The sequence below is a fragment of the Muriicola sp. genome (genome assembly GCF_041567615.1).
In the GTDB taxonomy this organism is placed as follows: Bacteria; Bacteroidota; Bacteroidia; order Flavobacteriales; family Flavobacteriaceae; genus Muriicola.
The window spans coordinates 1-10,044 of record NZ_JBFGBM010000093.1; the positions used below are offsets into that span (position 1 = coordinate 1).

The 10,044-nt window shown below is 50.4% G+C and carries 6 protein-coding genes; 3 read left to right on the plus strand and 3 right to left on the minus strand.

Annotation, left to right across the window (positions count from 1 at the left end; genetic code table 11):
- Positions 1-187: 187 nt before the first annotated feature.
- The 3 genes from ABYP73_RS07810 to glgA all read right to left on the minus strand — a co-directional run bounded on the left by ABYP73_RS07810 (position 188) and on the right by glgA (position 4,985).
- Positions 188-2,425, minus strand: coding sequence for a DUF5916 domain-containing protein (locus tag ABYP73_RS07810; RefSeq protein ID WP_372973946.1), 2,238 nt, complete (start codon positions 2,423-2,425; stop codon positions 188-190).
- An 86-nt stretch (positions 2,426-2,511) separates the two neighbouring features.
- The gene (locus ABYP73_RS07815; RefSeq protein ID WP_372973947.1) at positions 2,512-3,777 is read right to left on the minus strand and encodes a glucose-1-phosphate adenylyltransferase; all 1,266 of its coding nucleotides are present in this window, start codon (positions 3,775-3,777) and stop codon (positions 2,512-2,514) included.
- Positions 3,778-3,782: 5 nt separating this feature from the next.
- A complete protein-coding gene (gene glgA, locus ABYP73_RS07820) occupies positions 3,783-4,985 on the minus strand; it encodes a glycogen synthase (protein ID WP_372973948.1) in 1,203 nt (400 codons plus the stop codon).
- Positions 4,986-5,406: 421 nt separating this feature from the next.
- Between glgA and ABYP73_RS07825 the strand changes: the two genes are divergently transcribed.
- From ABYP73_RS07825 to ABYP73_RS07835, 3 genes are all read left to right on the plus strand, one after another.
- On the plus strand, positions 5,407-7,653 hold the full coding sequence (locus ABYP73_RS07825; RefSeq protein ID WP_372973949.1) for a hypothetical protein: 2,247 nt from the start codon (positions 5,407-5,409) through the stop codon (positions 7,651-7,653).
- A gap of 179 nt (positions 7,654-7,832) precedes the next feature.
- Positions 7,833-8,207 carry a hypothetical protein gene (locus tag ABYP73_RS07830; protein WP_372945181.1) on the plus strand — a complete coding sequence of 125 codons (375 nt, stop codon included), beginning with the start codon at positions 7,833-7,835 and terminating at the stop codon, positions 8,205-8,207.
- A gap of 99 nt (positions 8,208-8,306) precedes the next feature.
- A partial coding sequence (locus ABYP73_RS07835) for an efflux RND transporter permease subunit (protein ID WP_372973950.1) occupies positions 8,307-10,044 on the plus strand: 1,738 nt, incomplete at its 3' end.

A 10,044-nucleotide genomic window follows, 5' to 3' on the forward strand; every position in this document is an offset into this window, starting at 1 on the left:
GGAGATCAGGTATCGTTTTTACTAGGGAAGTCCCTGTATTTCAAACGAAAAATCTCGTGGATATTGTGCTGAAGACTGTAAAATAACGGAGCTATGTCCTCTGCCTGAGAATTTTAAATCCCGGGAACCTTCGTATGAACCGAAACAGGCCTTTTTAAGGGGCAGAATATCCAGGCAGGAACTGCATTCAGGGGTTACGCCGGATCCCGAAAATGAAAGTGTGGATGTATTTTATCAGGACCGACTGGTTGTTTACCGAAGGCAGGGGAGGGAGGGTACTCATGCGGTCCGTGTTGTACCCTGAATTGAGAACGATCCACAGATCCTGGCCCTCCCTGAAATTGTAGCGGAATCGCGCATTGAGGGAAAAGATATCCTGGGCCCCGTTGTACTGGAACAAACCGTTGAGGGACAGTTTCCGGTCGAGTGCCGTACCCACTCGGAGTCGTGCGATCTGGAAATTCAGCCGATCAGCCCTGCCATCGAATCTCCCGTAATTGTACAGGTATTCGAGGTTTAACTGCAGGTGTTTGGAAATATACCATCCCGGACTTATGTTGAGGGTATGCAGCCATCCGTCGTAAAAGCTTCCGGTCTCGAACTGAACTCCGGTACGCATGGTACGATCGATGGCCTGATTATACCGGAAATTGATGCGGTAGAAATCGTATTGTCCCACTGGGAGTACGACGTCTTGTGCGAGCCCAAATTCCGAGGTCAATCGCTCATAGACGCTGGTAAGCCTGATCCCCCCGCTGTCCTGGTTTCTCCTCGTAAAAACCCACTCCAGGCCATATTCCGATGAGATCACCCGGTTTTCCCGCTTGTCCAAAAAGGTATTGCCGAAGGGTTGGAAGGTGTGGAAGATAAAAGGGCCCTGCTGGTTCAGCCAGGTCTGTGAGACCAGGGCCGTGAAATATTTAAAATTTTCCCTGTCCACGAAGCCCACCCCGGGATCGTAATTCTCCCCTGAAAAGATGGTTCCCAGGGTATAGCCCAGGCCCTGCCTCCGTCTGCGGGTCATTTCCAGTGCCAGTCTTCCATTTTTGAAATCCTCCGTGGCCCCTTTTGCCTGCCGGCTGTCAAAGGCCTGAGCCCATTGGACGGTGAGGTAGTCATCTCCTGAGACCCGGATCAACCCATCCAGGCCGTAAGCCAAATTGGAATTCCCATCGGCGTCAATCCGACTTGTAAACATGCCTCCCAGAAAACTATTCTCATTAAAAACTCTTTTCCGAAGGCGGAGTACCCCAAAATTTTCGGATGGGATAGTGTCCAGGGATTGTGTCTGCATGTTCAGCAGACCAAAATCCCAGTCGGCAGACCTGCCTATCATACGTACCCCACCATAGATGGGCACCTGATCCCCCGTATTGGTGAGGCCGATACGCCGGCTGAAGAAAAGCCGGCTGATCCCTCCGGTACGAAAATCAAATATGGCAGACCGTTCCTGAAAGAACTGCCGTTTTTCCGGAAAGAAGAGGGAGAAACGAGTGAGGTTCACCAGCTGGTCATCTGCCTCCGCCTGTGCAAAGTCGGTGTTGATAGTAAAATCAGCCGTAAGGTTGTTCGTAATGGAATACTTCACATCTCCACCTACATTCCACTGTGTAGCCCTGTTCTCCTGGTAGGCTTCACCCGCCTGGTCAAGGGTAAAGTTCCGGTCATATCCACCCAGGAGATAGGGTGTTATGTAGAGCGTCTTGCTGGGGCTGATACCGGTAAAAATGATCTTTTGAGCCAAAGATGGGCGCAGGAAGGCCCAGTTGGTGATGGGCGGGACCGCCGGGAAGACCAACCTCTCGTTTTTATGGGCCACTTTACGCTGCACGATGATCCCCATGGTGACCTGTCCATCTACTGACTGGAACCGGAGGCTGGTAAAAGGGATCCGCATCTCCGCGGTCCACCCCTGGCCATCCATTACACTTTCCGCATCCCAGAACGTATTGAAGTCCCGGTTAAAGGCACCACCCTGGGTTACCGTGCTGACAATGGCATCATTAAAGACCTCTGCGTCATTTCTTATACCGGTCGGGGTCGTGGTGAAGATATATCCGGTCTGGTTGTCGTTGTATGTGTCGAGGAGAATCTCCAGGTGGTCTGATCCTGCGATACGGTCACGGTAGAGGGAGGTGGCCCTAACCTCGTTTTTATGGCTTTCAAAGGCGCGTATGGAGATGTAAAAATATCTGTCGTCATAGGCCAGGCGGATCTCCGAGCGTTCCGTAGGAGGCTCCCCGGCCCTGGGTTCATATTGAACCAGTGGCAAAGGTTCAATGGCATCCCATTCGGGCTCATCGACTTGCCCGTCAAAGCGGATATTCTCAATTCGGTCAATGAAAATGGGAGGACCTGCCTGGGCTGTTAGGTCTGCGAAGGCACAGAATAATAAGCAAAGGAAGAGAAAGCCTTGAAGCTTCATGACTTCCTAAGGTAGTGAATTTACTTGTGGGTATGACAGGAATGCTTCCTTGTTCTTTATCCCCTGCTCACCTAATTAATAGAGTGCTAGATTACCGTGCCTTTTGGGATGACCGCTCCTTTTTTAAGGACGACGATCCCGTCCCTGATCACATAGGTATCGGTCTCCTTGTCTTCCAGGTGCGATCCGCCTTTGATGGTCACATCGTCTCCGATCCGGCAGTTCTTGTCCACGATGACATTCTCGATATGACATCGTTCCCCTATGCCCATCAGAATATCAATATTAAAGTTTTCGATCTCTTTCAGTGTTTCGTAGTAATCGCTACCCATCACATAAGTATTGCGCACTACCGAATCCTTCCCGATCCTCGAACGGATCCCGATCACAGATCGCTCAATACTGGCGGCGTGGATGATACACCCGTCCGAGACGACGGCCTGGGTCATCTTTGTTCCGCTGATCTTGGTGGTGGGGAGCATCCGTGCCCGGGTATAGATGCGGTTCTTTTTGTCGTACAGGTTGAATTTCGGAATCTCATCGCAAAGCCCCAGGTTGGCTTCAAAGAAGGAAGAGATATTTCCAATATCTGTCCAGTAGCCCTCAAACGGGTAACTCATGGTCTTGTGCTTGTGGATATTCTGGGGGATGATCTCCTTCCCGAAGTCAACAGTGGAATTGTCGTCCATCAGTTCGATCAGCAGGTCGCGGTTAAAGACGTAGATACCCATAGAGGCCAGATAATGCCTGCCCTGTGCCTTCATCTCCTCGCTCACGTCAGAGGTCCAGTCAGGCAGCAATTCCGTAGCCGGTTTTTCGATAAAGGAGGTGATCCTGTGATCAGGGTCCGCTTTCAGGATACCAAAGGCCGGGGCATCATTGGCGTGCACGGGAATGGTGCCAATGGTGATCGCTGCCCCGCTATTTACATGGGCTTCCAGCATCAGGTTGTAATCCATCTGATATAACTGATCCCCGGAAAGGATGAGGGCGTAATCAAAGTCGTGCCTGATAAAATGGTGCATACACTGCCTGACCGCGTCTGCAGTACCCTGGTACCAGGTTGTATTCCCTATCGTTTGCTCGGCGGCCAGGATGTCGACAAAGGCCGAGCTGAAGAAACTGAAGTGATACGTATTCTTGATATGCTTGTTCAGGGAGGCCGAGTTGAACTGCGTCAGGACAAACATCCGTTTGATCTCAGAATTGATACAGTTCGAAATGGGAATGTCTACCAGCCTGTATTTCCCTGCGATGGGAACGGCGGGTTTAGACCTTGATTCCGTGAGCGGATACAATCGTGTACCCTGTCCACCTCCAAGAATGATTGCCAGTGTGTTCGTATTTAGCATGCTCGTCAAATTAAGGATTGATATAATGTTTTTACCTGCTGGGCGATCGCTGCCCAGTCGAAGTGCTCTTCCACCCGTTTCCGCCCGTTGACCGCCATTTTGTTCCTCAGGGTTTCATCCCGGATCAAGGTGTTGATCCCTTCGGCCAGGTCCCTGGCAAAGGCATCTGGATCCACGGGTTCGAAGGGCGCTGTTTTTTGCTGCTCCAGAGGGACGAGAATACCGGTCTCCCCTGGGATGACCACTTCCTTGATACCCCCGACGGCGCTGGCTACAACGGCCGTATTACACGCCATGGCTTCTATGTTGATGATCCCGAAAGGTTCGTAGATCGAAGGGCAGCAAAAGACGTCGGCATGGGAATACAGCTGTATCACAGATTTCTTATCCAGCATCTTGTCTATCCAGATAATGTTGTCCCTCGTTTTCCGAACTTCCTCTATGCCTTCCTGCATTTCCTGAGCGATCTCTTTGGTGTCCGGGGCCCCGGCACATAACACGATCTGTGTATCCGGATCGATGTACTTGATGGCATTCATCAGATGGATGATCCCTTTCTGCCTTGTGATCCTACCTACAAAGAGCACATAGGGTTTTGCAGGATCCACCCCGTAGGTGGTCAGGGCTGAGGTTTCCTGTGTGATCTGGTATTCCTGCAGGTTGATACCGTTGTAGATGACGCTGATCTTTTTTTCATCCACGTCAAAGAATTTCAGGACATCCTCCTGGGTCTCCCTGGAGACCGCGATGATGGAATCAGCCATTTCTATAGCCGTTTTTTCTATCCAGGAAGAAGCGTCGTAGCCCAGGCCCAGCTGTTCCCTTTTCCAGGGTCTTAAGGGTTCAAGGGAATGTATGGTGATCACCAAAGGTTTTCCGTAACACAGCTTGGCCACAATTCCGGCAAAGTGGGCATACCAGGTATGGCAGTGGATGATGTCCGAATCCACCTCTTCAGCATTGAAATGAATACAAGTGCTCAGGGTCTGCAGGACGCCTTTGAGTTTGTCATCCGTCTTGTCAAAAACGGGATTGTCATAGGGAAATCCCTTGACGGCAAGCGAGCCGGAGGTCTCGTCCTGATCGCCAAAACAGCGCACATCCACCTCCATCAGTTTTGATAATTCCGCTGCCAGGTATTCTACATGCACCCCAGCACCCCCGTATACATAGGGAGGATATTCTCTTGTAAAAAACTGTACTTTCATTCAATACGTTATTTCTTGGACTCCGGGCCTGTTTCACGCCGATCCGTCCTGTCTTCTTCTGGTCCCGGCAAAATAATGAAACGCAGACCAGAAAAGACGCTATTTTACGGAATTTTTAATGAACTCATAACCTATAGCTGATTGCTCCTGTCCGGACCGGACCAGCAAAGAGAGAACAGCCTTCACGCTTCAATAAATGGTTTCGGCAGTGATCTACTAAGGTATGAATAACCCGGAACATTCGGAATGATATTTATTATTTCGTGACCAAAGTTGAAGATCAATTTCTTGCTCTTAGGCCGGGTCAAATCACACCTAAATTCCGACACGGAATGAACACAGGAAACAGAATAAAATGCCAAAATACCGGAACTAAATCAGCGAAATATAGTACCTTGAGTACGATCTTAAAGGGGTTTTCATGAAATCAGAGATGGAAAGATCGCTGTCTGCAACCAAGGCTAATTTCGGGACTCTGCCCGTATTCCTGACGGCCATTTCCACCATCCTGGGGGCCATTATGTTCCTGCGATTTGGTTTTGCCGTGGGGTCCGTGGGCTTTGCCGGTACCTTACTCATCATCATCATAGGACACATGGTGACCATCCCCACGGCCATGGCCCTGGCTGAGATCGCCACTAACCAGAAAGTGGAAGGTGGGGGGGAGTATTTTATCATTTCCCGCTCTTTCGGGGTGAATATCGGGGCTGCCATAGGGATCGCCCTTTACCTCTCCCAGGCGATCAGCGTGGCCTTTTACGTCATCGCATTTGCCGAGGCCTTTGACGCTATCAAACCCTGGGTGGAAAGCGAACTGGGATATGTGCTTTATGACAACCGCCTCTTCAGTATCCCAGCCATACTTGGACTCATATGGCTGATGGTGAGCAGAGGGGCTGCCCTCGGGATGAAAGCCCTCTATGTGGTGGTCACCATCCTCGCGATCTCCCTGGTTCTGTTCTTTCTCGGAGACACGGAATATTCTGAGATCTTTGACAGTTCGCAGTTGTTCAAAGGCTCTGAGTCTGGCTATAGTTTCTTCTATGTATTTGCCATCATATTTCCGGCCTTTACAGGGATGACGGCCGGGGTGGGCTTGTCCGGTGACCTGCGTGACCCTAAAAAAGCCATTCCCCTGGGAACCCTGTCGGCAACCATCATAGGCATGATCGTCTATGTCTTCATTGCCTACAAACTGGCCAGTTCGGCTTCCCCTGAAGACCTGATCAACGACCAGCTGGTGATGGGCAAGATCGCGCTCTGGGGCCCTATCATTCCCATCGGACTTGCAGCGGCGACCATTTCCTCCGCCCTGGGATCCTTCATGGTGGCCCCCAGGACGCTCCAGGCTATCGGAGGCGATAAGGTGTTCCCCAACCGCTTCGTGAACCACTGGGTGTCCCGGGGTAACTTCAAGACCAATGAACCCAGAAACGCCACCATCCTTACCAGCATCATCGCCTTTTTCTTTGTGTTGTTGGGGGATGTGAATGCGGTGGCTGAAATCATCTCCATGTTCTTTATGGTCACCTATGGTTCCCTCTGCCTGATCTCCTTCCTCCAGCATTTTGCGGCAGACCCTGCTTACAGGCCTTCTTTTAAATCGAAGTGGTACCTCTCCCTGCTCGGGGCTGTCATGTGTATTTATCTCATGTTCAAAATAAATACGCCCTATGCGTTCGCCGCTATCCTTGTCATGATTGGCCTTTACTTCTATGTTTCTTCCAGGAGCGACTCCAAAAAGGGGATGGCAAGCATATTTCAGGGAGTGATCTATCAGTTAAGCCGTACCCTGCAGGTTTTCCTCCAAAAGGCAGATAAGGCCAAATCTGATGAGGACTGGAGGCCTGCCGTACTCTGCCTGTCAAAGGATTCCTTTGAACGATACGGTGCACTTGACCTGATGAAGTGGATCTCACACCGCTACGGGTTTGGCACCTTTATACATTTCGAACACGCTTTCTTCTCCAAAGAATCCAAGACGGCGGCGGAAGAAAAACTGGAGAAACTCATCCACATCGCCTCAACCAGCAATTCCAATATATTCCTCGAGACCATAATCTCTCCCTCCAATACGGCTGCTATCGTCCAGGCCATACAACAACCGGGCATTTCGGGCAAACCCAACAATATGATGCTCTTCGAATACAAAAAAGGAGAAAAGGAATGGCTGTCTCATATCGTGGACAATTACAGCTTGCTCAAGGCGGCCAACTACGACCTGTGCATCCTGGCCAGCTCAGACCGAGGTTTTGGCTATCACAAAGACATCCATATCTGGATCCAGAAAGAGGATTTCGAGAATGCCAGCCTGATGATCCTGCTCTCCTACATCATCCTGGGCCATTCAGACTGGAAGCACGGGGAGATCAAGATTTACGCCACTTTCCCCAGGGAACACCTGGCCAGGGAACAGGAACAGCTCATCAAGCTCACCTCCAGCGGGAGGTTGCCAATATCGGCCAAGAATATAAGAGTAATCGCCATAGAGGAGGATATGGACCGCAAACAGCTGATCAACGGATATTCTATGGATGCCGATCTCACCCTGATAGGATTCCACGAACAGAACATCCTGAAAGAGGACAACCTGGAGGTTTTTACAGGATATGAGCAGATGGGCAACATCCTCTTTGTAAACACCCTGACTTCTAAGTTTATCCGTTGATTTTACAGGTAACAGACAATCGTAATGATCTTGTTATCATGATTTTCAGCCCCCTTTTCACAATGAATCCCAACCGAGATTTGTTTCCTAAACTTTTCACAACCAGTGCAATAAATCCATTTATTTTGTAGTTTTGTAGGCGTATGAGGTCTGTATTACAGAAATTTGGGGCAGTCTCAATGGCCCTTCTGGTACTTTTTGCCACCATGTCTTTTTCTATGGACATGCATTTTTGTGGTAAGACCCTGGTGGATCTTAAATTCTATCAGCAGGCCGATACCTGTGGTATGAACATGGGCGAAATGGACATGGCCTCCGAGACCATGGAATCGCATTGCTGCAGTGACCTGGCCATCGTCATCCCCGGACAGGATGACCTCCAACCCTCTTTTGACAAACTTACTTTAGAGCAACAGACCTTCCTGGTCTCCTTCGTATATACCTATCTGCAACTTTTACCCGATTTGGAGGATGAACACGATCCCTACAGGGATTATGCACCGCCTCCTTTGATCCGGGACGTCCAGATTCTGGACCAGACCTTCCTTATTTGATCACAGACTTTTGAAATGAACCCCTCTGCCTTGCCATTGGGGCTGGGTCTTTTATAGTCCCTTCAATTCCTTAATTTCAAAGTTAAATGATCAAATCAAATGCTTAACAAGAGTATCAAATTCCTTATAGAAAACAAGCTGGTGGCCTTTATCCTCCTGGTCTTGTTCCTCGGCTGGGGGGTCGTGAACGCCCCCTTTAACTGGGACACCGGGATCCTACCTTCAGATCCCGTGGCGGTGGATGCCATCCCGGATATAGGGGAGAACCAGCAAATCGTCTTTACTGAATGGGAAGGTCGCTCACCCCAGGACATCGAAGACCAGGTTACCTACCCTCTGACGAGTTCTCTCCTGGGAATAGCCGGGGTAAAGACCATTAGGAGTACTTCCATGTTCGGGTATTCCAGTATCTACATCATCTTTGAGGAAGATGTGGAATTTTACTGGTCCCGAAGCAGGATTCTTGAAAAACTGAATTCCCTGCCGGCCGGTCTGCTTCCCCAGGGGGTGACCCCATCTCTGGGTCCTGATGCCACCGGTCTGGGGCAGATTTACTGGTACACCCTGGAAGGCCGGGACCAGGACGGTAATGTGACAGGTGGGTGGGATCTGCAAGAATTGCGAAGTATTCAGGATTTCACAGTGAAATACGCCCTTTCCTCAGCGAGTGGGGTCTCCGAAGTGGCGTCCATCGGTGGTTTTATCAAGGAATATCAGGTTGACGTCGATCCGGAACTAATGCGTCAATACAACGTAAGCCTGGCCGACATCGCAAGAGCTGTAAGTCAGAGCAACCAGGATATAGGCGCTCAGACTATAGAGATGAACAGGGCGGAATATCTGGTCAGAGGCCTGGGCTATGTGAAGTCGGTCGCCGACGTGGAGAATGCCGTCGTAAGTTCCGAGGAATTCACCTCTATTCGCGTTAAGGATATCGGCAAGGTTACCCTGGGTCCGGCCACGCGAAGGGGCGTACTCGACAAAGAAGGTGCTGAGGTAGTGGGAGGCGTGGTGGTAGCCAGGTATGGTGCCAATCCCATGGAAGTGATTGATAATGTAAAGGACCAGATAGCCGAAGTAAGTGCAGGGCTCCCAACCAAAGTCTTGGCTGATGGTCGTACCTCCAAGGTGACGATCGTGCCTTTTTATGACAGGACCGAATTGATTCAGGAAACCCTGGGCACCCTCAATGAGGCCCTTACCTATGAGGTGTTGATCACTATCCTGGTCATCGTGATTATGGTCTTCAACCTGCGGGCCTCCTTACTGATCTCCGGCCTCCTGCCCCTGGGAATCCTGATGGTCTTTATCACCATGAAGCTCTTTCAGGTAGACGCCAACATCGTGGCCCTCTCCGGGATCGCCATTGCCATTGGTACCATGGTAGACGTGGGGGTTATCCTGGCCGAAAATGTGATCAGACATATGGAGGATCCACAACTCAGGTTAAAAGACAACGGGGAAGAGTACACCATGGACGAGCTCGTATACAATGCCACCTCTGAGGTCTCCGGCGCCATTCTCACGGCTGTCATGACCACCATCATCAGTTTCCTGCCCGTATTTACCATGATAGGGGCGGAAGGAAAGTTGTTCAGGCCCCTGGCCTTTACCAAGACGATGGCGCTGACGGCTTCCCTGGTGATTGCCCTCTTTCTGATCCCGCCTTTTGCAGCAGTAGTGTTCCGAAAAAGGAAACTTAAGTTGCCATTCAAACAAGTAGTCCATGTACTGTTGATCCTCTTAGGGGCCATCTCGGTCTTCATGGGCTACGGGCTTGGGGTCTTTCTGATGGCCTATGGAGGAGCCGGACTCTGGTTCGACCGCACCGGGGACA